At 72.4% G+C, this 22,850-nt stretch carries 20 protein-coding genes and 2 pseudogenes; 12 read left to right on the forward strand and 10 right to left on the reverse strand.

From position 1 onward, the window contains the following. From ACFY9E_RS25760 to ACFY9E_RS25780, 5 genes and pseudogenes are all read right to left on the reverse strand, one after another. A partial coding sequence (locus tag ACFY9E_RS25760; protein ID WP_390987862.1) for an ALF repeat-containing protein occupies positions 1 to 561 on the reverse strand: 561 nt, incomplete at its 3' end. Positions 562 to 735: 174 nt separating this feature from the next. After that, positions 736 to 2,490 (reverse strand): protein kinase, encoded by a 1,755-nt coding sequence (locus ACFY9E_RS25765; RefSeq protein WP_390987864.1) that lies wholly within the window; start codon positions 2,488 to 2,490, stop codon positions 736 to 738. 217 nt (positions 2,491 to 2,707) lie between these two features. Further along, positions 2,708 to 2,914, reverse strand: a pseudogene (locus ACFY9E_RS25770) (protein kinase); the annotation flags it as partial. 64 nt (positions 2,915 to 2,978) lie between these two features. Further along, positions 2,979 to 3,089, reverse strand: a pseudogene (locus ACFY9E_RS25775) (FHA domain-containing protein); the annotation flags it as partial. A 135-nt stretch (positions 3,090 to 3,224) separates the two neighbouring features. Then, the gene (locus ACFY9E_RS25780; RefSeq protein WP_390987866.1) at positions 3,225 to 3,803 is read right to left on the reverse strand and encodes a hypothetical protein; all 579 of its coding nucleotides are present in this window, start codon (positions 3,801 to 3,803) and stop codon (positions 3,225 to 3,227) included. A gap of 275 nt (positions 3,804 to 4,078) precedes the next feature. Between ACFY9E_RS25780 and ACFY9E_RS25785 the strand changes: the two genes are divergently transcribed. The 4 genes from ACFY9E_RS25785 (at position 4,079) to ACFY9E_RS25800 (ending at position 8,471) form a co-directional block, all read left to right on the forward strand. Next, positions 4,079 to 4,933: a bifunctional methylenetetrahydrofolate dehydrogenase/methenyltetrahydrofolate cyclohydrolase gene (locus tag ACFY9E_RS25785; protein WP_390987867.1), complete on the forward strand. Its 855-nt coding sequence runs from the start codon at positions 4,079 to 4,081 to the stop codon at positions 4,931 to 4,933. A 91-nt stretch (positions 4,934 to 5,024) separates the two neighbouring features. After that, positions 5,025 to 5,450, forward strand: coding sequence for a DUF3017 domain-containing protein (locus tag ACFY9E_RS25790; protein WP_390988382.1), 426 nt, complete (start codon positions 5,025 to 5,027; stop codon positions 5,448 to 5,450). Between the two features lie 383 nt (positions 5,451 to 5,833). Then, positions 5,834 to 7,150: a DUF2690 domain-containing protein gene (locus ACFY9E_RS25795; protein ID WP_390987868.1), complete on the forward strand. Its 1,317-nt coding sequence runs from the start codon at positions 5,834 to 5,836 to the stop codon at positions 7,148 to 7,150. A gap of 331 nt (positions 7,151 to 7,481) precedes the next feature. Continuing rightward, positions 7,482 to 8,471, forward strand: a complete 990-nt coding sequence (locus ACFY9E_RS25800; protein WP_390987870.1) for a malate dehydrogenase — start codon at positions 7,482 to 7,484, stop codon at positions 8,469 to 8,471. Here the strand turns inward: ACFY9E_RS25800 and ACFY9E_RS25805 are convergent. After that, the gene (locus tag ACFY9E_RS25805; RefSeq protein ID WP_390987872.1) at positions 8,464 to 9,894 is read right to left on the reverse strand and encodes an MFS transporter; all 1,431 of its coding nucleotides are present in this window, start codon (positions 9,892 to 9,894) and stop codon (positions 8,464 to 8,466) included. The two genes, ACFY9E_RS25800 and ACFY9E_RS25805, sit on opposite strands and share 8 nt — an antisense overlap. Positions 9,895 to 9,986: 92 nt before the next feature. Between ACFY9E_RS25805 and ACFY9E_RS25810 the strand changes: the two genes are divergently transcribed. The 6 genes from ACFY9E_RS25810 (at position 9,987) to ACFY9E_RS25835 (ending at position 18,300) form a co-directional block, all read left to right on the forward strand. Then, the gene (locus ACFY9E_RS25810) at positions 9,987 to 10,910 is read left to right on the forward strand and encodes a LysR substrate-binding domain-containing protein (RefSeq protein WP_390987874.1); all 924 of its coding nucleotides are present in this window, start codon (positions 9,987 to 9,989) and stop codon (positions 10,908 to 10,910) included. A 212-nt stretch (positions 10,911 to 11,122) separates the two neighbouring features. After that, a complete protein-coding gene (locus tag ACFY9E_RS25815; RefSeq protein WP_390987876.1) occupies positions 11,123 to 12,643 on the forward strand; it encodes an aldehyde dehydrogenase family protein in 1,521 nt (506 codons plus the stop codon). 114 nt (positions 12,644 to 12,757) lie between these two features. Beyond that, complete coding sequence (locus ACFY9E_RS25820) at positions 12,758 to 14,290, forward strand: GMC oxidoreductase (RefSeq protein WP_390987877.1); 1,533 nt, start codon at positions 12,758 to 12,760, stop codon at positions 14,288 to 14,290. Next, complete coding sequence (locus tag ACFY9E_RS25825; protein WP_390987879.1) at positions 14,287 to 15,393, forward strand: betaine/proline/choline family ABC transporter ATP-binding protein; 1,107 nt, start codon at positions 14,287 to 14,289, stop codon at positions 15,391 to 15,393. The genes ACFY9E_RS25820 and ACFY9E_RS25825 overlap by 4 nt, the downstream gene beginning before the upstream one ends. Continuing rightward, on the forward strand, positions 15,393 to 17,342 hold the full coding sequence (locus ACFY9E_RS25830) for an ABC transporter permease subunit (RefSeq protein ID WP_390987880.1): 1,950 nt from the start codon (positions 15,393 to 15,395) through the stop codon (positions 17,340 to 17,342). The genes ACFY9E_RS25825 and ACFY9E_RS25830 overlap by 1 nt, the downstream gene beginning before the upstream one ends. Position 17,343: 1 nt before the next feature. Further along, complete coding sequence (locus ACFY9E_RS25835; RefSeq protein WP_390987882.1) at positions 17,344 to 18,300, forward strand: glycine betaine ABC transporter substrate-binding protein; 957 nt, start codon at positions 17,344 to 17,346, stop codon at positions 18,298 to 18,300. 3 nt (positions 18,301 to 18,303) lie between these two features. Here the strand turns inward: ACFY9E_RS25835 and ACFY9E_RS25840 are convergent, their stop codons facing one another. From ACFY9E_RS25840 to ACFY9E_RS25850, 3 genes are read right to left on the reverse strand one after another with little or no spacing between them, the layout of a single operon-like run. Continuing rightward, positions 18,304 to 19,023, reverse strand: coding sequence for an isocitrate lyase/phosphoenolpyruvate mutase family protein (locus tag ACFY9E_RS25840; RefSeq protein ID WP_390987884.1), 720 nt, complete (start codon positions 19,021 to 19,023; stop codon positions 18,304 to 18,306). Beyond that, entirely contained in the window at positions 19,020 to 19,466 is a 447-nt protein-coding gene (locus ACFY9E_RS25845) for a carboxymuconolactone decarboxylase family protein (RefSeq protein WP_390987886.1), read from the reverse strand. Before ACFY9E_RS25845 ends, ACFY9E_RS25840 begins: the two co-directional genes overlap by 4 nt. After that, positions 19,463 to 19,972 (reverse strand): carboxymuconolactone decarboxylase family protein, encoded by a 510-nt coding sequence (locus ACFY9E_RS25850; RefSeq protein ID WP_390987888.1) that lies wholly within the window; start codon positions 19,970 to 19,972, stop codon positions 19,463 to 19,465. The genes ACFY9E_RS25845 and ACFY9E_RS25850 overlap by 4 nt, the downstream gene beginning before the upstream one ends. Before the next feature lie 47 nt (positions 19,973 to 20,019). Between ACFY9E_RS25850 and ACFY9E_RS25855 the strand changes: the two genes are divergently transcribed. Then, entirely contained in the window at positions 20,020 to 21,408 is a 1,389-nt protein-coding gene (locus tag ACFY9E_RS25855) for an aminotransferase class I/II-fold pyridoxal phosphate-dependent enzyme (RefSeq protein ID WP_390987890.1), read from the forward strand. A gap of 111 nt (positions 21,409 to 21,519) precedes the next feature. On the opposite strand, the gene ACFY9E_RS25860 is transcribed toward ACFY9E_RS25855, so the two are convergent. After that, entirely contained in the window at positions 21,520 to 22,365 is an 846-nt protein-coding gene (locus ACFY9E_RS25860; protein ID WP_390987892.1) for a hypothetical protein, read from the reverse strand. A gap of 125 nt (positions 22,366 to 22,490) precedes the next feature. Between ACFY9E_RS25860 and ACFY9E_RS25865 the strand changes: the two genes are divergently transcribed. Continuing rightward, positions 22,491 to 22,844, forward strand: coding sequence for a hypothetical protein (locus tag ACFY9E_RS25865; RefSeq protein WP_390987894.1), 354 nt, complete (start codon positions 22,491 to 22,493; stop codon positions 22,842 to 22,844). Positions 22,845 to 22,850: the final 6 nt, after the last annotated feature.

Here is a 22,850-nt window from a genome sequence, read left to right on the forward strand (position 1 = left end):
GCGCAGGGCCTCCGGGGTGTTCACGTCGAGTGCCTTGCCGGCTTCCCGCTTGACGGCCCGTCCGGAGTCCGGGTCGGCGAGGATGCGGGCGATGGTGACGCGGTCGTCCTCGGCCTGGGCGAGGCGGTGGCCGGTCTCCAGGAAGGCGCGCAGGGCCTCCGGGGTGTTCACGTCGAGTGCCTTGCCGGCTTCCCGCTTGACGGCCCGTCCGGAGTCCGGGTCGGCGAGGATGCGGGCGATGGCGACGCGGTCGTCCTCGGCCTGGGCGAGACGGTAGCCGGTCTTCAGGAACTCCCGCATGTCCTCCACGGTCCCGTCGAGCGCCGCGTTGGCCTCACGGGTGACTCCGCGGCCGCTGTCCTCGTCGGCCAGGATGCGCAGGATCGCGATCCGGAGGTCGTGCTCGTCCATCTCGTCCACCGGCGTGCCGTCCGTCTGCGACGTCGCCGTCACCGCGGTGGACGGGGACGGCGTGCCGACGGCGAAGGCCGGGGCGGTGAGCAGGAGGGCCGGCGTCAGGGCGCCGGCGGCGACGATCAGGGCACCGCGGGTGAGTCTCATGTGTGAACCTGCCTTGGGTCGAGGGAATTCGGATGATCGGGGGGCACCGGACGGGTGCCGTGGCCGGGGGTGCGGGCGTGCTCGCCTTTCCGGGCCGGTGGATCACGGCCAGGGGCGGGCAGTGTTCGGGTTGTGCCGTTGCCGGGTCGTGGCCCGGGGCCTCCGGCACATCCGTCACTTCGCACTGCGCAGTGCCGCCCACGTTTCGGGTCCGACCTTGCCGTCGGGGCTCAGTCCCGCGGCACGCTGGAACTTCCGCACCGCCGTGTCGGTGCCCTTGCCGAACTGGCCGTCCACGCCCGTGCCGCCCAGGCCGTAGCCGCGTTCGGTCAGCATGCACTGCACCTGCACGACGCGCGGGCCGCGGTCGCCGCGCCGGGTGAGTTCGGTGCCGGAGTAGTGGGTGCACCGGGCGATCCAGGGCGGGGTGTCGGGTTTCGTCGCGGTCTGGGTGGGGGTGGGGGCCGGGGCGCTGCCGCCGCTGTCGGTGTCGCCGCCGTCGGAGGCCGCGGTGCCGCCGCCGTCGGGGGTCGCTCCTGCTGCGCCGGCACGCCCCGCTGACCCGGACGCGTCGCCGCCGGCGTCTTCCCGCGCCTGCTCCTTCACCTCCTCCGCGCCGGGCTTGCTCTCCTCTGTGGTGGAGGGCGAGGCGGCGGAGCCGGGCCGGACCGAGGCCGGTCCGTCGAGGTGGGTGACGTCGGTGGGGGCTGGCGGCGAGGCCGACGCGGTGTCGTCGAGGTCCGGGCGGGTGAGGAAGAAGGCGCCCGCGGCCACGACGGACACGGCGATGACGCAAGCGATGGCGAGATAGGACGCCTGTCGCTTACGGCGGTCGGCGTGCTCGCCGGTGGGGGCCGCGGCGGAGGGGGTGTCCTGAACGGGCGGCGTCGCCGGGCCGCCGTGCCCTGCCGGCGGTGTGGGCGCACGGACGTGGCCGGCCTCCTCGGCGGAGGAACGTTCCAGCAGCCGACAGCCCCGCTGCCGGGCGAACAGCCGGGTGGCCAGCGGTTCCTGCCAGGAAGAGGTGGGGCCGTGACCGGCCGCCGCGGCCGCGCCGATCAACTGCTGCGGGGTGGGCCGCCCGCCCGGGTCCTTGGCGAGGCAGGCGGACAGCAGCGCGGCCAACGCGGGATCCGCGGCCGTCAGTTCGGCCATGACGTCCTGCTTGGGCTCTTCGAAGGCGACCCGGTGCATGACGTCCACGCCCGTCCCGTCCCCGAAAGGGGCGTGCCCGGTGGCGGCGTAGACGATCGTGCACGCGAGAGAGAAGACGTCGGAGGCGGTGTCGCAGCGGCCCTCACGCAGGTACTCGGGCGCCATGTAGGCCGGCGTGCCGACCCGGTTGCCGCTGATGGTGATCGAGCTGCTGTCGACGGCCTGCGCGATGCCGAAGTCGATGACGTGCGCGCCCTGCGGCGACAGGATCACGTTGGACGGCTTGAGATCCCGGTGTACGACCCCGGCGGCGTCCAGCGCCGACAGCGCCCGCCCCAGCTCCGCCACCAGCCGCCACACTCCGGCCGGCTCGAGCGCGCCGCAGTCGCGGACGGCGTCGGCGAGGTTGAGGCCGGGCAGGTACCGGGTCGCCATCCACAGCAACTCGTCCTCGAACCCGCTGCCGAGCAGGGGTGGCGCGTGCGGCGTACGCAGCCGGGCGTGCACGGAGGCCTCCCGCTCGAAACGCCGCCGGAACCGGGGGTCTTCGGCGTACTCGGGGCGGATCACCTTGACGGCGGCGAGACCGGGGGTGTCGTCGGCGGGGCGGGCGAGGTAGACGCGGCCCATGCCGCCGCTGCCGAGCAGCCCGAGCGGTAAGTAGGGGCCGATCCGTCCCGGGTCCCTGGCACGTAATGGACTCGCGCCGGCCTGCTCCAACGCGGCGTCCCCGGACGCCGGAGAGTGCGGCGGCACAGGCCGTTGGTCTGACATGGCTCCCCCGATGTGCTGCGGTCTCGCAACGAGCAATCGCACGGCAGTTTGGCCGAAGGCTACCGTCCAGGGGAACGGCCCGCCGGACATCCGGCAGGCCGCAGATCACTTGTGCGCTCGGGCACTTGTGCCGTCAGCCGTGGACCGAGCCGGCCTGGTCCTCCTTGGAACCCAGGTCGCTCACGCAGCCCTTCGCGCTGTACCCCTTGGATCAGGTCAGTTCGCGCAGGTGGGTCAGCCGGCGGGGCGTGGCCGTCCCGGTGGGCAGGAACTTCAGCGCGGCCGCGGGCGGCAGTTCGGTGCCGTCACCGATGCGCCGGGCCGCGTACACGCTGCCGAAGGCGCCCGTCGCGATGGGCTCGCGCACCTCCCGGACGCCGACCCGGTAGCCCTTCGGTACGGGCACGGCGTAGGGCTCGGTCACCGGGTCACCGGGTCACCTCACCGGGCGGGACGGCCGGTACCGGGGCGCAGCGGTGGGCAACGTTGTCGGACGCGCTCCGGCCGAAGGTGGGGCGTTCGCCGGGCGCGAGTGGGATCCGGGTGCGGTTTCGCTCGTCCTCCGTGGTCGGCGGAGGTACCACGATGATGCTGTACAAGGTGCTCTCCCCGTGCCTGAACAGCTACCACCGTCAGACCAGGGCGACGCACCAGGGCCGTGCCCCCCCCTCGTACGGGTGAGACACGGCCCTTGGATGTGAATGGCGTGAACCGGTCCGGTCGGCCGGGACCGTTCAGTAGCGGGGGCGGTTGAACCAGGCCTTGCCGGCCGCGTTGCCGACGAAGACGGCCACCAGGATGGCGAGGATCGTGTGCACCAGGCCCACGATGACGAACGGGTAGATGCCGAGGACCGCCGTGATGATGGCGAAGACCAGGAGGGTGACCCGGGCGCCGTTGCCGCCGTTCTTGAACTTCGTCGCCAGGACGGCCGCGAACACCAGCCAGGCCAGGCCGAACACCACGTAGCCCCAGATCAGGCCGGTCGAGTCACCGACGAGGTCCTGGAAGGCGGTGTTGTCCTTGAGGGACTCGTCGTCCTTCGCGGCGTTGAGCGCGATGGCGGAGAAGGCGAAGATGGCCACGCCGACGACCTGCAGACCGACGATGACCCACATCATCACGCGGGCCGCGCTCACCGAGCCGGGCATCGTGGTCGGCGCGGCGGGGCCGCCGTAGGGGGAGACCGGAGGGGCCTGCGGGTAGCCGTAACCGGGAGCCTGCCCCTGGTCCTGCGGGTAACCGTAGCCCGGCTGCTGCGGCTGCTGTCCCTGGGGAGCGCCGTAGGGGTTGTTGGGGTCGCCGTAGCTCATGGGGGACTTTCCTCCGTTGGTCCGAGTGCGGGGACGACGCGTGACATCCGCACGGAGGAAAATCTTCAGTATTGCGACCGTCCCCCCGTTGAACTGCCCGCGGCACTTGTCGGGTCATCGTTCTTCACCACTGACCGGCTTGTCCAGCCGCATTCCCGATGTGTTGTGCAAGTGCAACATCGCTGATCATGGGCGGATACGGGAGGACGGGCCCCGCGGTGCCCGGATTGCGGTCGGATTGGAACCACGGCGGGGTCATCCGCGAGGATGGGGTCATGACCGCCCAGATTCTCGATGGCAAGGCCACCGCAGCCGCGATCAAGTCCGATCTGACCGCCCGCGTGGCGGCGCTGAAGGAGAAGGGCGTCACGCCCGGCCTCGGCACGATCCTGGTCGGGGAAGACCCCGGCAGCCAGAAGTACGTCGCCGGCAAGCACCGCGACTGCGCGCAGGTGGGTATCGCCTCCATCCAGCGCGAACTGCCCGCCACGGCGACCCAGGAGGAGATCGAGGCGGTCGTCCGCGAGCTGAACGAGGACCCGGCCTGCACCGGGTACATCGTGCAACTGCCGCTGCCCAGGGGCATCGACGAGAACCGCATCCTCGAGCTGATGGACCCGGACAAGGACGCGGACGGGCTGCACCCGATGAACCTCGGGCGCCTCGTCCTCAACGAGCCCGCCCCGCTGCCCTGCACCCCGAACGGCGTGCTGACGCTGCTGCGCCGCTACGGCGTGGAGATCAAGGGCGCCGAGGTTGTGGTCGTCGGACGCGGTGTGACCATCGGCCGGCCGATGCCGCTGCTGCTCACCCGCCGCAGCGAGAACGCGACCGTGACCCAGTGCCACACCGGCACGCGGGATCTGTCGGCGCACCTCAAGCGCGCCGACATCATCGTGGCCGCCGCCGGTTCCGCCCATCTGATCCGCGCCGAGGACGTGAAGCCCGGCGCGGCCGTCCTCGACGTCGGCGTCTCCCGGAGCGCCGAGGGCAAGATCGTGGGCGACGTCCACCCCGACGTGGCCGAGGTCGCCGGCTGGATCTCCCCGAACCCCGGCGGAGTCGGCCCGATGACCCGTGCCCAGCTGCTCGTGAACGTGGTCGAGGCGGCGGAGCGCAGTGTCGGCTGAGCACGGCGCCCCGAGCGAGCGGGAGACGCCGAGCGGGCAGGAGACCCCGAGCGGGCATGACTCGCCGGAGGGCCTCACCGTCCGCGACCCCATCAGCGCGCCCGACGCCCAGGGGCGGCCGCGGCGGGTCACCCGGCGCTTCCCGCTGTTCACCAAGGACACCGCGCGGCCCGAGGGCGGCGGCCGGGCCGCGTCCGGGGACGCGCCCGCGCCGGCGCGGCAGTGGCCCGTGCTCGCCGTGCTGGGTCTGGCCGGGCTCGGGCTGCTGGTGACCGCGTTCGGCCAGTTCCGGTTCGGGACGCTGTTGATCGGCGCCGCCCTGCTGGGCGGCGGCGCGATGCGCTGGCTGCTGCCGGACGTCGGCATGCTCGCCGTCCGCTCCCGCTTCACGGACATCGTCACCTGCGGCCTGCTGGGCACCGTGATCGTCCTGCTGGCGTTGATGGCGCAGCCGCATCCGCTGCTGCAGATCCCGTTCCTGAAGGACACCCTGCACTTCACGGTCACCAACGAGTGACGAGACGGCGGCCCGTCCCCTCCCCCGAGGAAGGACGGGCCGCCGTCACGCCCCACCCTCCAACACGGCGAACGGCCTGTTCAACGGCTGTCAGTGCGCTGTGGCACGGAAGTGACGGTTCCGCTACGTCCTGCATCCGATTCGGCATGAAGTGGTGCAAGCGCGGGGTTGGCGTGGACAATCGGGACGGTCCAGGGTGTATCGCGCGCGGTCACCATGCTCCTGTGCGCCCCCCGTCAGGGAACTGAGATCCTGAGTGGGCGCATCCCTGTGGGTATCCAGAACGGGGACTCGGCCGAGGCCGCCACGCGCGGGGCGAACAGCGCGAGAAATATCAGCACGTACCGGGGGGAAGAGGGGGAGCAATGCCTCGTTGGAAGGCCTTGCCGGATGAGCTCGATCCACAGATCAGGGAGTTCACCAGTCAGCTGCGCAGGCTCGTGGACCGCAGCGGCCTGAGCATCGCGTCGGTGGCGGACCGCACGGGCTACAGCAAGACGTCGTGGGAGCGTTACCTGAACGGCCGGCTGCTCGCGCCGAAGGGCGCGATCGTGGCCCTTGCCGAGGTCACCGGCACCAATCCGGTGCACCTGACCACCATGTGGGAGCTCGCCGAGCGTGCCTGGAGCCGCTCGGAGATGCGGCACGACATGACGATGGAGGCCATACGGATCTCCCAGGCGCGCGCCGCGCTCGGCGAGTTCGGCGGGCAGGACTTCACCGACCCCTCGGCCGGTGGCAGGACGTCCTCCTCGGGCGAGGGCAGAGCGGCCTCCGCGGGCAGCGGCAAGCCCGCCCGCCGCGGTGGCACCACCGTCACGCCGGGCATCGCGGGACCGGCCGGTGTGGCGCCGTCCGTGCCGCCGCAGCCGACGGCCCCCGAGGTCCAGGACTCCACCGGCGCGGGTGTGCGGGAGGAGAGCCGCGGCGCCGAGCCCGAGGTCAACTCGTGGGGGATGGCCGGGTACCAGGGCCCGTCGCCGACGGGCGGGCGCTCCGCCGGTCCCGGCACCGGCAGGGGCTCCCGGCCCGGCTCGGGGCCCGCTACCCCCGTCGGCTCGCCCGGCGGCCCCGGCCGGACCGGCGCGGGGGCGGGCTCGTACGGCGAACCGCAGGACGCCGTCCCGGCCCGGACCGGCCAAGCCGCCGGTGCCGGCGGTGCTTCCGGTGGTTCCGGCGGGACCCGTCGCGCCGCCTCCGCCTCCGCGGGCAAGAAGCGGACCGCGACTTTCCTCGCGGGTGTCGTGGGCGTGCTCGTGGTGATCGCCGGCGCGTTCTACCTCACCGGCGGCGGTGGCGGCGACGAGAACAAGGGCAGTGACACGTCGCCCTCGCCGACCGTCAGCGCCGACCCGAAGCTGCCGCCCGGCGTGAAGTGCAGCGGCGACGGCTGCACCGGCAAGGACGCGGAGGCCATGGGATGCAGCGGTGATCTGGTGACCACCGCGCAGACGGCGACCGTCGGCGTGGCCACGGTCGAGGTCCGCTACAGCAAGACCTGCAAGACGGCCTGGGGGCGCATCACCCAGGCGGCACAGGGCGACGAGGTGCAGATCAGCGCGGGCAAGGCCAAGCAGTCCGGCAGCATCACCGCGGCCGGGGACACGATCGCGTACACCCCGATGGTGGCTGTGAAGAGCGCCGCCGACGCCAAGGCCTGCGCGACGCTGGCGGCCGGGCAGAAGGGCTGCACCGAGTAGGCGCGTGGAGCGGCCCGCCCGGGCCCGGCGAGGATTTTCGGAAAGGGAGGAATGCCCACCGGAATCGGGGGCACGCGAACCGTACCCCCACGGGAGTCCGGCATGGTCGGTATCCCCCAGGCGGCCGCCTACGTCCTCCTCTCCCGGACGGGCGGCCGCCTCTCGCATGGGCAGGGAGCGGGGTTGTGGGCCGGGCCACACCGACCCGGACGTCCGGGATCCCGGATGCGCGATAGCCTGACCGCTGGATGGATCTCTTGACGCCAAGAGATCGATCAAACGTCCGGGGCAGGGACCCCGCCCCACCGCCAGCTGTCATACGGAGAACGCCATGACCCGCACTCCCGTGAACGTCACCGTCACCGGCGCGGCCGGCCAGATCGGTTACGCCCTGCTCTTCCGCATCGCCTCCGGTCAGCTGCTCGGCGCGGACGTGCCGGTGAAGCTGCGCCTGCTGGAGATCACGCCCGCCCTGAAGGCGGCCGAGGGCACGGCCATGGAGCTGGACGACTGCGCGTTCCCGCTCCTCCAGGGCATCGAGATCACCGACGACCCGAACGTCGCCTTCGACGGCGCCAACGTCGGCCTGCTCGTCGGCGCCCGCCCCCGCACCAAGGGCATGGAGCGCGGCGACCTGCTGGAGGCCAACGGCGGCATCTTCAAGCCGCAGGGCAAGGCCATCAACGACCACGCCGCGGACGACATCAAGGTCCTGGTCGTCGGCAACCCGGCCAACACCAACGCCCTGATCGCCCAGGCCGCGGCGCCGGACGTCCCCGCCGAGCGGTTCACGGCCATGACCCGCCTGGACCACAACCGCGCGCTGACCCAGCTCGCGAAGAAGACGGGTTCGACGGTCGCCGACATCAAGCGCCTGACCATCTGGGGCAACCACTCCGCCACCCAGTACCCCGACATCTTCCACGCCACGGTCGCCGGCAAGAACGCCGCCGAGGTCGTCAACGACGAGAAGTGGCTGGCCGAGGACTTCATCCCGACCGTCGCCAAGCGCGGCGCCGCCATCATCGAGGCCCGTGGCGCCTCGTCGGCCGCGTCCGCCGCCAACGCCGCGATCGACCACGTCTACAGCTGGGTCAACGGCACCGCCGACGGCGACTGGGTCTCCATGGGCATCCCGTCGGACGGCTCCTACGGCGTCCCGGAGGGTCTGATCTCCTCCTTCCCGGTCACCACCAAGGACGGCAAGTACGAGATCGTCCAGGGCCTGGAGATCAACGAGTTCTCCCGCGCCCGGATCGACGCCTCCGTCAAGGAGCTCGAGGAGGAGCGCGAGGCGGTCCGCGGCCTCGGCCTCATCTGACCGGAGTCTCTCCGCGTTCGCGCGCAGGCCTCGCACCGGTGGTTTCCGGTGCGGGGCCTGCGGGCTTTCCCGAGGTCTGCGGGGACCCGCCGTATCCGGCGAGAACCGCCGCCGTGGCGGCCAGGACGACCAGGCCGACCGTGCGCAGGGCCGGTGCCATGCCCGAGTGGAGGTCACCGTGGGAGGCCAGGACCGTGCCGGTGACCGCGACGCCGAGGGCCGCGCCGATCTCCCGGGCGGAGGTGCCGAGGCCGGAGCCCAGGCCCGCCTGGTGGGGCGGCAGGGAGGTGACGACGCCCAGGGTGAGGGCGGGCATGCACAGCCCGGTACCGGCCGAGATGACCAGCAGCCAGCAGGCGTACAGCGGGTAGGGCGTGCCCGCGCCGGCCGTGGACACCCCGAGCAGGCCGAGGCCTATGAGGGCCAGCCCGCCGCCGATGACCGGGCGGGGGCGATCCGCCCAGCGCGCCGCCAGCCTCGGCACGAGGGCCATGCCGACGATGAGCGGGACGATGGCGACACCGGCCCGGGCGGGGCCGTAGCCCTTGACGCCTTGCAGGTACTGCGAGTTGACGTAGAAGAGACCGAACAGACCGAAGAAGCCGGTCGCCATGCCGAGGCAGGCGGCGCGCAGCCGGGGGGCGGCGAAGACGCGCGGGTCGAACAGCGGGGTGCGCGAGCGCAGGGACCGGGCCGTGAACAGGGCGATGAGCAGCACGCCCGCGGCGAAGGCGAGCAGGATGCGCGGCGCGGTCCAGCCGTACTGCGGCCCTTCGATGATGCCGAAGAGGACGGCGACGAGCCCGGCGGTGAGCAGCAGGGTGCCGACCGGGGCGAGGTGGCTGTGCGGGGAGCGGTCCGTGCGCGGGGTGGTGACGACCACCGCGAGGGCGAGCAGCGCGGCCAGCGGGACCATGACGGCGAACAGGGCGCGCCAGGACAGGAACTGGCCGGCCAGCCCGCCGCCCAGGTTGCCGGCCAGCCCGCCCAGGCCGATCGCCAGCGTCCAGGAGGCCATGGCCCGGGCGCGCCCACCGGGTCCGGCGAGGTGCATCAGGATCGACATCGTCGCCGGTGTGATCAGCGCGGCTCCGGCTCCTGAGACACCGCGGCCGGCGATGAGCAGCGCCGGGTCCCGGGCGAGGGCGCTGAGGGCGGCGCCGACGGCGAACAGGGCGAGGCCGGTGAGCAGGGCGCCCTTGCGTCCGTAGCGGTCGCCGAGGGCGCCGGCCGGGATGAGGAGTCCGGCGAAGACGATGACGTAGGCGTCGACCGTCCACAGGATCTCACTGGACGAGGGGTGCAGGGACGACGCGCTCAGCTGGGGGATCAGCAGGTTGATCGCGGCGACCATGCTCTGGGCGACCAGGACGCAGGCGCACAGGGCGAGCAGGGTCGGCCGTTTCAGGGCGTGCGAGGGCACGGCTCCTCCCGGGAGCTCGGTGGATGGGGTTGCTCTGCCGACCGTAGGCTCGACGCGTACCTGCACTCCAGTGCAACCTTTGCAAGGGATGGATGCGTGTGACGCAATCAGGCGGGCTGGATCTGAATCTGCTGGTCGCGCTGGACGTGCTGCTGGAGGAGCAGAGCGTCGGCGGTGCGGCGCGGCGGCTGCATCTGTCCGAGCCGGCGATGAGCCGCACGCTGGGGCGGATCCGCAAGGCGCTGGGTGATCCGGTGCTGGTGCGGGCCGGGCGGCGGATGGTGCCGACGCCCCGTGCGCTCGCGGTGCGGGCCGAGGTGAGCGCGGTGGTGGAGCGGGCCCGGGCGTTGTTCGCGCCGGTCGGTGACACCGACCTGAGGACGGTGACGCGTACGTTCACCGTCCTCTGTCACGACGCCGTGGCCGCCGCGTGCGGCCCCGACCTGTTCACCCGGATCGCCCGTGACGCCCCCGGGCTCCGGCTCCGCTTCCTCACCGAGAGCCATGTGGACGCCCCGTTCCTTCGCGAGGGCACTGCCGACCTGGAGGTCGGGGTGATCGACACCGTCGCGCCCGAGGTGCGGGTGGAACCGCTGCACGAGGACCGGATGCTGGGGGTCGTACGGGCCGGGCACCCGCTGCTGGAGGGCGAATTGACGCCCGAGCGGTTCGCCCTGCGGGCCGATCACCTGACCGTCTCCCGCCGCGGCAGGCTGCACGGCCCGGTCGACGAGGCCCTCGCCGCGCTCGGGCTGAGCCGCCGGGTGGTGGGCTCGGTGGGCTCCTTCCCCGCGTCCCTCTTCGTCATCCGCTCCACCGACCTGGCCGGCCTGATCAGCTCCTGGAGCGTCCCCATGGCCCGGGCTCTGGGGCTGGTCACCTTCGAGGTCCCCCTCCCGCTGCCGCCGGTCGAGGTCGGGCTGGCGTGGCACCCGCGTCACGACGTGGATCCGGCGCACGCCTGGTTGCGCGGGGCGGTCGGGGACGTCCTCCGTGCCCGGCCGCGGGCGCAGTGACCCGCAGTGTGCCCACGCGGCTGGGGGGCGGTCGCGGACCGCACTCACCAACAGTGCGGTATGGGGGGATTTGACCGCATCTCCCGTGACACAGCGCACTTTCGGCCATCGGCGCGCATGCATCCGGGGGAGTCGGGCAGGCGAACTCGGTCTCTTAGTGACACGGATGTGACACAGGGGCGCTGATCAGGAACGGAAGGCGAACAGCGATCATGGCGGAAAGTACCGAACTTCAGGCACGTGAAACCATCCACGCGGGAGGAAAATGGCGCGCGGCCCTCTCCGGCGCCACGCGCGAGATCCTCGACCCCGCGGATGCCCTGCCCTTCGCCGTGGTCGCGGAGGGTGACGAGAAGGACACCGATCTGGCGATCGCCGCCGCCCGGCGCGCCTTCGACGAGGGGCCGTGGCCGCACACGCCGGCCACCGAGCGGGCCGCGCTGCTGAGGCGCGTCGCCGATCTCCTCGTGCGGGACCGCGAGAAGCTCGGCCGGCTGGAGGCCCAGGACGCGGGCAAGACCGTCGAGGAGGGCCGCGTCGACATCGACTGTGTCGCCGACGCCTTCCGCTACTTCGCCGACCTGGTCGCCGGCGAGGCGCCCGGCCGGGTCGTGGACGCCGGCTCGCCCGACATCCACAGCGTCGTCGTGCACGAGCCCGTCGGCGTCTGCGGGATGATCACGCCCTGGAACTACCCGCTGCTCCAGGCCAGCTGGAAGATCGCCCCCGCCCTCGCCGCCGGCAACACCTTCGTCATCAAGCCGAGCGAGATCACGCCGATGACGACGATCGCGGTCATCGAACTGCTCGTCGAGGCCGGACTCCCCGAAGGTGTCGCCAACATCGTCACCGGCCCGGGTCACTCCGTCGGCGCACGCCTGTCCGAGCACCCCGACGTCGACCTGGTCTCCTTCACCGGCGGCACGGTCAGCGGCATCAAGGTCGCCGAGGCCGCCGCCCCGACCGTCAAAAAGGTCGCCCTCGAACTCGGCGGCAAGAACCCCAACGTCGTCTTCGCCGACGCGTGCGCCACCGAGGAGGGCTTCGACACCGCCGTCGACCAGGCCCTCAACGCCGCCTTCATCCACAGCGGCCAGGTCTGCTCGGCCGGTGCCCGCCTCATCATCGAGGAGTCCGTCCGGGACCGCTTCGTCACCGAACTCGCCCGGCGCGCCGAGAAGATCCGCCTGGGCCGCGGCACCGAGGACGGCGTCGAGTGCGGCCCGCTCGTCTCGGAGCAGCAGCGCGCCAAGGTCGAGATGTACGTCGAGTCCGCCCTCAAGGAGGGCGCCGTGCTGCGCTCCGGCGGCAAGCGCCCCGAGCCGTCCGAGCAGCGTCCGGAGAACGGCTACTTCTACGAGCCGACCGTCCTCGACCACTGCCACCGCGAGATGCGCGTCGTACGGGAGGAGGTCTTCGGGCCGGTCGTCACCGTCGAGACCTTCCGGACCGAGGACGAGGCCGTCGCCCTCGCCAACGACACCGAGTACGGACTGGCGGGCGGCGTCTGGACCTCCGACGCGGGCCGCGCCCGCCGCGTGGCCGGGCGGCTGCGCCACGGCACCATCTGGATCAACGACTTCCACCCCTACCTGCCGCAGGCGGAGTGGGGCGGTTTCGGCAAGAGCGGAGTGGGCCGCGAACTCGGCCCGGCCGGACTCGCCGAATACCGGGAGACCAAGCACGTCTACCAGAACCTCGCTCCGAAGCCGGTGCGCTGGTTCGCGGGCTGACCCCCGCCCTTCGCCGGGCCGCCGACTCTCCATCCCGGGTTCACCCCCACATCCCGGGCTGATGTCCCCGTCCCCCGAGCCCGTTCACTTCATCCCCACTGGAGCAAGCACGTCATGTCCCACACCAGTCATGAGTACGACTATGTCGTGATAGGTGGCGGAACCGCAGGTTCCGTGATCGCCTCTCGCCTGACCGAGAACCCGGACGTCACCGTCGCCGTCATCGAGGGCGGCCCCAGTGACGTCGGCCGTGACGACGTACTGACCCTGCGCCGCTGGATGGGCCTGCTCGGCGGCGAGCTCGACTACGACTACCCCACCACCGAACAGCCACGCGGAAACTCGCATATCCGGCACAGCCGGGCCCGTGTCCTGGGCGGCTGCTCCTCGCACAACACCCTGATCGCCTTCAAGCCGCTGCCCGCCGACTGGGACGAGTGGGAGGCCGCCGGCGCCAAGGGCTGGGGCGCGGTGCAGATGGAGGCGTACTTCGCCCGGCTCCTCAACAACATCGTCCCGGTCGACGAGAAGGACCGGAACGCCATCGCCCGGGACTTCGTCGACGCCGCCCAGGAGGCGCTGGGTGTGCCGCGCGTCGAGGGCTTCAACAAGAAGCCGTTCACCGAGGGCGTCGGCTTCTTCGACCTCGCCTACCACCCCGAGAACAACAAGCGGTCCTCGGCGTCGGTGGCCTACCTCCACCCGGTGATGGACGAGCGGCCCAACCTGACGATCCTGCTGGAGACCTGGGCGTACAAGCTTCAGCTGGACGGCAATCGCGCCGAGGGCGTGCACGTGCGCACCAAGGACGGGGAGGAGATCCTCGTCAAGGCGCGGGGCGAGGTCCTGCTGTGCGCCGGCGCCGTCGACTCACCCCGGCTGCTGATGCACTCCGGCATCGGCCCCAAGGCCGACCTGGAGAAGCTCGGCATCCCCGTCACGCACGACCTGCCCGGTGTCGGCGAGAACCTGCTCGACCACCCCGAGTCGGTCATCGTGTGGGAGACCAACGGCCCCATCCCGGAGAACTCCGCGATGGACTCCGACGCGGGCCTGTTCGTGCGCCGCGACCCCGAACAGCCGCACCCCGACCTGATGTTCCACTTCTACCAGATCCCCTTCACGGACAACCCGGAGCGACTGGGCTACGAGCGGCCGGAGTTCGGCGTCTCCATGACACCGAACATCCCCAAGCCGAAGAGCCGCGGCCGGCTGTACCTGACCAGCGCCGACCCCGAGGTCAAGCCCGCGCTGGACTTCCGCTACTTCACCGACGAGGACGACTACGACGGCAAGACCCTCGTCGACGGCATCAAGATCGCCCGTGAGATAGCCAAGACCGAGCCCCTGGCCGGCTGGCTCAAGCGCGAGGTGGCCCCCGGCCCGCACGTCACCGGTGACGAGGAGCTCAGCGAGTACGCGCGCAAGGTCGCGCACACCGTCTACCACCCCGCCGGCACCTGCAAGATGGGCGACGCCGGCGACCCGAGCGCCGTCGTCGACCCCGAGCTGCGCATCCGCGGCCTGGAGGGCATCCGCATCGCCGACGCCTCCGTGTTCCCCACCATGACCACCGTCAACCCGATGATCGGCGTGCTCATGGTCGGGGAGAAGGCCGCCGAGCTGATCGGTGGTGGTTCCCGATGACCGCGACCCTCGAACCCCCCACGGAGCAGACCATGGACACCACCCCCGTCTTCTCGGTGGAGGGCCTGTGGAAGGTGTTCGGCCCCAAGGCCGAGCGCGTTCCCGCCGACCCCGAGCTCACCGCCCTCGACCCCGCCGAGCTGCGCTCCCGCACCGGCTGCACGGCCGCCGTCCGCGACGTCAGCTTCGACGTGCGCAAGGGCGAGGTCTTCGTCGTCATGGGCCTGTCCGGCTCCGGCAAGTCCACGCTGGTGCGCTGCCTGACCCGGCTGATCGAGCCGACCGCCGGCACCATCGCCATCGACGGCGAGGACGTCCGCGCCATGGACCGCTCCCGGCTGCGCGAACTGCGCCGCCACCGTGCCGCCATGGTGTTCCAGCACTTCGGCCTGCTGCCGCACCGCACGGTCCTCGACAACGTCGCCTACGGCCTGGAGATCCAGGGCATGGGCAAGGCCGAGCGGCGCGAACGGGCCGCCGAGGTGGTCGCCAAGGTCGGACTGGAAGGCATGGAGCACCGCCGCCCCGGCCAGCTCTCCGGCGGCCAGCGCCAGCGCGTCGGCCTGGCCCGCGCGCTCGCCGTCGACCCCGAAGTCCTGCTGTTCGACGAGCCGTTCAGCGCGCTCGACCCGCTGATCCGGCGCGACATGCAGGAGGAGGTCATCCGGCTGCACCGCGAGGAGGGCCGCACGATGGTCTTCATCACCCACGACCTCCAGGAGGCCCTCAAGCTGGGCGACCGCATCGCCCTGATGCGGGACGGCCGGGTCGTGCAGCTCGGCACGCCCGAGGAGATCGTGGGCTCGCCCGCCGACGACTACGTCCGCGAGTTCGTCCGGGACGTCCCGCGCGAGCAGGTCCTCACCGTCCGCTCGGCCATGCGCCGGCCCTCGACGGACCAGGACGGCAGCGGACCGGCGGTGCGGCCCGACGCGACGGTGTCCGAGGCGATCGAGGCGGTCGCCCGCGCCGGCGCTCCGGCCCGGGTCGTCGACAAGGGCCGGTGCGTGGGCGTGGTCGACTCCGACACGCTCCTCGGCGTCGTCGCCGGTACGGAGCAGCCTGCTCCACCGGGGACGGAGCAGCCCAAGGAGGCGGTGTGATGGCGACCATCACCGCGTCCCCGACGCGTATCGGCCTGCCCGCCTTCCTCAAGCACCACGCCGTCCGCAAGCTGCTGCTGCTCGGCCTCGCCGCCGCGATCCTCGTGCCGCTGGCCAACGCCCGCTGGGCGAGCGGCACCTGGCCGAACGCGCTGACCGTCGACTTCTCCGAGCCGCTCGCCAAGGCCAGCGACTGGATCATCGACAACCGCGACAGCCACCCGCTGTTCCTGTACTTCCTCGGCCACGTCAGCAACGTCGTCGTCATCGCCGTACGGGCCGTCTACCTCACCCTCCTGGCCGTCGGCTGGGCGGGCGTCACGGCCCTGGGCGCCCTGGTCGCCTGGCGTGTGGCGGGCGTGAAGCTGGCCCTCGGCACGGCCGCCGCGTTCCTCGCCTGCGGGCTGCTCGGCATGTGGGTGCCGACCATGCAGACACTCGCCCTCATGGTCGTCGCGGTCCTCGCGTCGGTCGCGGTGGGCGCGCTGCTCGGGCTCGCCGCCGGGCTGTCCGACCGGATGGACCGCATGCTGCGCCCGGTCCTGGACACCATGCAGGTGCTGCCGGCCTTCGCCTACCTGCTGCCGGTCGTGCTGATCTTCGGCATCGGCGTCCCGGCGGCGGTGCTGGCCACCGTCATCTACGCCGCACCCCCCATGGCCCGCCTGACCTCGCTCGGTCTGCGCGGTGCCGACAAGGAGGTGCTGGAGGCCGTCGAGTCGCTCGGCTCCACCGCACGCCAGCGCCTGCTGACGGCCCGCATCCCGCTGGCCCGCAAGGAACTCCTCCTCGGCCTCAACCAGACGATCATGATGGCGCTGTCCATGGCCGTCATCGCGGCCGTCATCGGCGCGGGCGGTCTCGGTGACCGCGTCTACCAGGCCCTGGCCTCGGTCGACGTCGGTGCCGCGCTCGCCGCCGGTATCCCGATCGTGCTGCTGGCCGTCGTCCTGGACCGCGTCACCGGCGCGGCGGGGGAGCGGCTCGGGGCCGAACCCGAGCCCCACAGCGGCCGTGGCTGGCTCTACGCCCTCGCCGGCGTCGTCGCCGTGGCGGTCGCCGGGCGGCTCGCCGGCCGCCTCGACTGGCCCGACACCTGGGTCGTCGGCATCGCCGAGCCCGTCAACCGTGCCGTCGACTGGATGACCGCGCACCTGTACTCGGGCGTCCCCGTCATCGGCGGCACCGCCGACTGGGCCGGCCACTTCACGACCTGGGTCCTCGACCCGATGCGGGACAGCCTGCAGGCGCTGCCGTGGTGGGGGGTCCTGCTGATCGTCGCCGCCCTGGCCTGGGTGATCGGCACCTGGCGCACCGCGCTCACCGCCGTCCTCGCCATGGCCGCGATCGGCGTCCTCGGCGTCTGGAAGCCCTCCCTCGACACCCTCTCCCAGGTCCTCGCGGCCGTCGCCGTCACCCTCGTCGTCGGGTTCGCCGTCGGTATCGCCGCGGCCCGCAGCGACCGCCTGGAGCGAGCCCTGCGCCCGGTCCTGGACGTGTTCCAGACGATGCCGCAGTTCGTGTACCTGATCCCGGTCGTCGCCCTGTTCGGCGTCGGCCGCGCCCCGGCCGTCGCCGCCGCGATCGTCTACGCGCTGCCGGCCGTCGTCCGCATCACCACCCAGGGCCTGCGCCAGGTCGACCCGGCCGCGCTGGAGGCCTCCGGCTCGCTCGGCGCGACCAGCTGGCAGCAGCTGAGGCAGGTACAGCTGCCGCTGGCCCGCCCGGCGCTGCTGCTCGCCGTCAACCAGGGCCTCGTCCTGGTCCTCGCCGTCGTCGTCATCGGCGGCCTGGTCGGCGGTGGCGCCCTCGGCTACGACGTCGTCTTCGGCCTCGCCCAGGGCGACCTGGCGACCGGTCTGGTGGCCGGCGCGGCGATCGTCTGCCTCGGCCTGATGCTCGACCGGGTGACCCAGCCCACCGAACGCCGCGCGAAGAAGGGAGCCTGACATGCGCGTCCGTACCACTGCCGCGGTCGCCGCGGTGAGCTCCCTGGCGTTGCTCACCGGCTGCGGTGCCGCCGACATGACCAAGCAGGCCTCGCCCTTCGCCAACGCGCAGGGCGCGAAGACGGTGACCCTGTCCGTGCAGTCGTGGGTGGGCGCCCAGTCCAACGTGGCCGTCGCCCAGTACATCCTGGAGCACGAGCTGGGCTACCGCGTCGACACCGTCCAGGTCGACGAGGTGCCCGCCTGGGACGCCCTCAGCCAGGGCCGCGTCGACGCGCTCCTGGAGGACTGGGGCCATCCCGAGCAGGAGCAGCGCTACGTCAAGGACAAGAAGACGATCGCGCGCGGCGGCGAACTCGGCGTCACCGGCCACATCGGCTGGTTCGTCCCGACGTACCTCGCCAAGCAGCACCCCGACATCACGAACTGGAAGAACCTCAACAAGTACGCCGACCTCTTCCGCACCCCGGAGAGCGGCAGCAAGGGCCAGCTGATGGACGGTTCGCCGTCCTACGTCACCAACGACAAGGCGCTGGTGAAGAACCTGAAGCTGGACTACCAGGTGGTGTTCGCCGGGTCCGAGGCGGCGCAGATCACGCAGATGCGGCAGTTCGCCAAGGAGAAGAAGCCCTTCCTCACCTACTGGTACTCGCCGCAGTGGCTCTTCAAGAAGGTCCCGATGACCGAGGTGAAGCTGCCGCCGTACAAGGAGGGCTGCGACGCCGACCCGGACAAGGTCGCCTGCGCCTACCCGCACACCCCGCTGCAGAAGTACCTCAACGCGGACTTCGCGAAGAACGGCGGCAAGGCGGCGGCCTTCCTGAAGAAGTTCAGGTGGACGACCGAGGACCAGAACGAGGTCTCCCTGATGATCGCCGACAAGAAGATGACGCCGGAGGACGCGGCGAAGAAGTGGGTGGACAGCCACAAGTCCACGTGGAAGAAGTGGCTGTCCTGACGTTCACCGGCCCAGTCGGTCGGCGATCTCCCGCAGGGCCCGCGTGGCCCGTCGCTGGAGCCCCGGCCCGAAGGTGATCCGGGTGGCCCCTCTCGCGCCGAGTTCGGCGGGCGAGGGGCCACCCTCCGTCGGGGCCCCCACGTTGATCGGCCCCTGGATCCCGGCCCGCAGCAGCGGCAGCACCTCCGGCGGGGCGCCGATCGGGTACACGCAGTCGGCGCCCGCGGCCACGTACAACGCGGCCCGCTCGATGGCCTGTCCGGGATCGCCGACCCCGCGGACGAAGGTGTCGATGCGCGCGTTGACGAACAGCCGGTCACCGGCCGCCTCGCGCACCTCGGCCAGCCAGCCGGCGTGCGCGCGGGGGTCCTTGAGCACCCCGTCCGCGGAATCCTCCAGGTTGCAGCCGACCACCCCCACCTCCAGCAGCCGCTCCACCAGTTCCTTCGGCGCGAGCCCGTATCCGCCCTCCACGTCCGCCGAGACGGGCACGTCGACGGCCCGGGCGATCCGGGCGACCGCCGCGAACATCTCGTCGGCCGGGACCTGCCCGTCCTCGTGGCCGAGGGAGGCGGCGACCCCGGCGCTGGGCGTGGCGAGCGCGGGGAACCCGGCCTCGGCGAACACCCGCGCACTGGCCGCGTCCCAGGGTCCGGGCAGCACCAGCGGATCACCCGGCGCCCGGTGGTGGTGCAGGGCGCGGAACGTCTCGACCTTGCTCACGGCGTGTATCCCCCTGGCGGAATCCGGCGAGCGACCATCACCCGGTTCCAGTTGTTGATGGCGACGACCAGACCGATCAGATGGGCCAGCCGCGTCTCGTCGAACTGCTTGGCCGCCTGCTCGTAGACCTCGGCCGGCACGAAGCCTTCCGTCAGGACCGTGATCGCCTCCGTCAGCGCCAGCGCGGCCCGCTCCCGCTCGTCGAAGACCTCCTCGGCCTCCTCCCACGCCGCCAGCAGGTCGAGCTGCCGCTCGCTCACCCCGTACTCGCGGGCGAGCGCGAGATGCATGTCGAGGCAGAACGCGCAGTGGTTGAGCTGCGAGGCGCGGATGACGACGAGTTCGGCGAGGGCCGGGTCGCCCAGGCCCTTCTTCGCGGTGGCGCTGAGAGCCGCCATGGCGCGGGCGACCGCCGGGTCCAGCAGCCGGGTGCGGGGCGTCACTTGTACTGGCCCGGCTGGTAGTGCCCGGGCGTCATACGGCAGGTCACCCCGAACCGGTTCCAGGCGTTGATGACCGTGATCGCCGCGATGAGCTGCGCCAGCTCCGCCTCCTCGAAGTGCTTGGCCGCGTTGTCGTAGACCTCGTCCGGCACGAACCCGTCCGTCAGGACCGTCACCGCCTCCGTCAGCTCCAGTGCCGCGATCTCCTTCGCGGTGTAGAAGTGCCGCGACTCCTCCCAGGCGCTGAGCTGCACGATCCGCTCGACGGTCTCGCCCGAGGCGAGGGCGTCCTTGGTGTGCATGTCGATGCAGAACGCGCAGTGGTTGATCTGGGAGGCGCGGATCTTCACCAGCTCGTACAGCTTGTGGTCGAGGCCCTTCCGGGCGGCGGTGTCCAGCCGGACCATCGCCTTGTAGACCTCGGGCGCGTGCTTGGTCCACTCCAGCCGCGCGGGCTGCTCGGGGGCGTACTCCACGGTCTTGGTGTCTTCGGTGTGCGTCGTCATGGCCTCGACCCTAAGAAGGAAGTCGCCCAGGAGTATGGTCCATTTCCATGGCGGAACCTTGGGCCACTCTGGGCATCGACCTGCATGTGGAGCCGACCGGGCCGGGCCTGCGCCGGGGGCTGACGGACGCCCTGCGCGAGGCGGTGCGCTCCGGCCGGCTGGCCCCCGGCACCCGGCTGCCCTCCTCCCGCGCGCTCGCCGCCGACCTGGGCATCGCCCGCAACACGGTCGCCGACGCCTACGCCGACCTGGTCGCCGAGGGCTGGCTCACCGCCCGGCAGGGCTCGGGCACCCGGGTCGCCGCGCGCGCGGTCGTCCCGCCGTCCGGCACGGCACCCAACCCCCGCGCGCACAGCCGCCCGGCCTACGATCTGCGCCCCGGCAGCCCCGACCTCGCCTCCTTCCCGCGCGCGGAGTGGCTCAAGGCCGCCCGCCGCGCCCTCGCCGCCGCCCCGTACCACGCCCTCGACTACGGCGACCCCCGTGGCCGCCCCGAGCTGCGGGCCGCGCTCGCCGCGTACCTCTCGCGCGCCCGGGGCGTGCGCGCCGCACCCGACCGGATCGTGGTGTGCGCCGGGTTCGCGCACGGCCTGAAACTGCTCGGCACGGTGCTGCGGGCGCGCGGAGCACGGATGGTCGCGGTCGAGTCGTACGGACTCGACGTGCACTGGAGCATCCTGGCCGGCTGCGGCCTGGACACCGCCCCGCTGCCCTTCGACCGGCGGGGCACCGACCCGGGCGGCCTGTCCGGGGCCGACGCGCTGCTGGTCACCCCCGCCCACCAGTTCCCCATGGGCGTGCCCCTGCACCGCGACCGCCGCGCGGCCGTCGTGGACTGGGCGCGGCGCACCGGCGGGCTGGTGCTGGAGGACGACTACGACGGCGAGTTCCGCTACGACCGGCAGCCCGTCGGCGCGCTCCAGGGCCTGGACCCCGACCGGGTGGTCTACCTGGGCACCGCGAGCAAGTCCCTCGCGCCCGGGCTGCGGCTGGCCTGGATGGTGCTGCCGCCGGGCCTCGCCGAGGAGGTCACGGCGGCGAAGGGCGGTGTCGACTCCTGCGGGGCGCTGGACCAGCTGACCCTGGCCGAGTTCCTCACCTCCGGCGCCTACGACCGGCACGTGCGCGCGACCCGCCTGCGCTACCGGCGCCGCCGGGACGCCCTGGTCGCCGCCGTGACGGCCCGGGCACCGGAGGCCCGCGTCACCGGCATCGCGGCCGGTCTGCACGTCCTGCTGCGGCTGCCGCCCGGCACCGAGCAGTCGGTGATCCAGGCGGCCCACTGGCGGGGCCTCGCGCTCCACGGACTCGCCCGCTACGGCAACCCCGCCGCGCGGGTCGAGCCGCTCGACGCCCTGGTCGTCGGATACGGGACACCCCCGGACCACGCGTGGTCCGGCGCGCTGGACGCGCTGTGCGCGGTACTGCCCGGGTGATCGCGCGCGTTCCCCCGCCCGGACAAGGCTCCGGTGGCCCACCAGGCAGCAGGAGGGCTCTCCGGAAGGTGAGGACTCTTCGCCGAGGGCACAGCCCTTCCGCTCACCGCGTCACCGCCGTGCGACGACGCTCTCCTCCGCCTCCACCGGCGCCTCCCCGAACCGCGACAACGCCAGCGCCCCCGCCACCGCCACCGCGAAACCGAGGATCGCCAGCCACCCCAGCCCCGGCCGCGTACGGTCCCCGAGCCACACCACACCGATCAGCGCGGGCGCCACGGTCTCCCCGAGCACCAGCCCGGCCGTCGCCGTGGTCACCGACCCGCGTTGCAGGGCCGAGGTCAGCAACAGGAACGCCGCCCCGCCGCCGAGCAGCAGCGCGTACGTCGCCGGATCGGGGAACAGCTCACCGGGGGACAGCCCGTCGATGAGCCGCACCGACACCTCCACCACGCCGAACCCGAGCCCCGCCCCCAGGCCGAGCGCCAGGGCCCGCCCCCGCTCGGGCAGCCGCCCGCCCGCCGCCCCGAGCAGCAGCACCCCGGCCGCCGCGCCGAGCATCGCCCACTGCAGCCAGGCCGGTCCGGCCTCGTCGCCCTCCGCGCCGGACGCCAGCCCCAGCAGCGCGAGCCCGGCGCACACCACCGCCACCGCCACCCACTCGACGCGGCTCAGCCGCACCTCGAGCAGCCGTGCCGCGACCACGGCCGTCACCGCGAGGCTCGCGGCCAGTGCCGCCCCGACGGCGTAGATCGGCACCGACCGCAGCGCGAGGATCTGGAGCACGAAACCGATCCCGTCGAGCGCGAGACCGGCCAGGTACCGCCACTGCCGCAGCGCCCGCCACAGCAGTGCGACGTCCCCGCCCGGGCCGGTCGCGGCCGCCGAGCGCGCGGCGATCGCCTGCAACACCGTCGCCGTACCGAAACAGACCGCCGCACCAAGGGCGCACAGCATTCCAAACATCACAAATCGACAGTAGGGGAACGGTCGTGGGCGGGGGGTCATGCGCGCCCGTTCACACCGATCTCTAGGCTGACCGTCTGTCAGTGCACAACGGGGAGACCGGGGGAGACACGCATATGGCTGAAACACGGCGAAAGCTGCGTTCGAGCACGGTGGTGCTGGGCGGCATGGGCGTCCTCGCGGCGGCCCTGTCCGCGTGCGGCTCCGATCCCGACCGCCGCTGTGTGGACCGGGACAGCTACGACTACATCAACGGCTACAAGATCGTCGCCGACAAGAACTGCTCGTCCGGCGCCTCCTCCTCCGGCAAGGGCCGCAAGAAGAGCGGCAAGACCAGGGCCACCGACGCCGACTGGTACTACGACGCCGACGTCAGCGGCGGCTACGCCGAGGACGGCACCTTCAGCCGCAGCGAGGCCGTCGACCGGGGCGGCTTCGGCTGCTCCGGCTCCGGCAGCGGCGGCGGCTGACCGGGC

This window comes from Streptomyces sp. NPDC012466, from assembly GCF_042955215.1.
In the GTDB taxonomy this organism is placed as follows: Bacteria; Actinomycetota; Actinomycetes; order Streptomycetales; family Streptomycetaceae; genus Streptomyces.